Annotated in this window: 1 protein-coding gene; it reads right to left on the reverse strand. The window is 62.5% G+C overall.

Translation table 11 applies throughout. The annotated features are described in order from the left end of the window. Positions 1 to 597: hypothetical protein (locus ABLN87_RS22335; RefSeq protein WP_353014306.1), on the reverse strand; the 597-nt coding region annotated here is incomplete at both ends.

The raw sequence follows: 597 nt of genomic DNA on the forward strand, positions 1-597 counted from the left end.
TCCAGTTGCAGGGCATCGTCATCCAGCACCGGGTTGTCCCAAGGGAAGTCGGTGAGGATATCGAGCCCGGGTTGTGGCTCTCCTGCCATCTCAGGCGCGGCGGGGATCTGCATGTTCTCGTCGTCAAGCAAGCGGTACAACTCCTCCAAACCGATCTCGGCCTCAGCGTCAGTTGCGGGGTTTGGAGCTGCCGGAGCACCGGTCATGGTTTCCTCTGCAGTCTGTTGGGGGTCCGCTGCTGGTGCGGCATCCAGTTGCAGGGCATCGTCATCCAGCACCGGGTTGTCCCAAGGGAAGTCGGTGAGGATATCGAGCCCGGGTTGTGGCTCTCCTGCCATCTCAGGCGCGGCGGGGATCTGCATGTTCTCGTCGTCAAGCAAGCGGTACAACTCCTCCAAACCGATCTCGGCCTCAGCGTCAGTTGCGGGGTTTGGAGCTGCCGGAGCACCGGTCATGGTTTCCTCTGCAGTCTGTTGGGGGTCCGCTGCTGGTGCGGCGTCCAGTTGCAGGGCATCGTCATCCAGCACCGGGTTGTCCCAAGGGAAGTCGGTGAGGATATCGAGCCCGGGTTGTGGCTCTCCTGCCATCTCAGGCGCG

This window comes from Ruegeria sp. SCP10, assembly GCF_040329495.1.
In the GTDB taxonomy this organism is placed as follows: domain Bacteria; phylum Pseudomonadota; class Alphaproteobacteria; order Rhodobacterales; family Rhodobacteraceae; genus Ruegeria.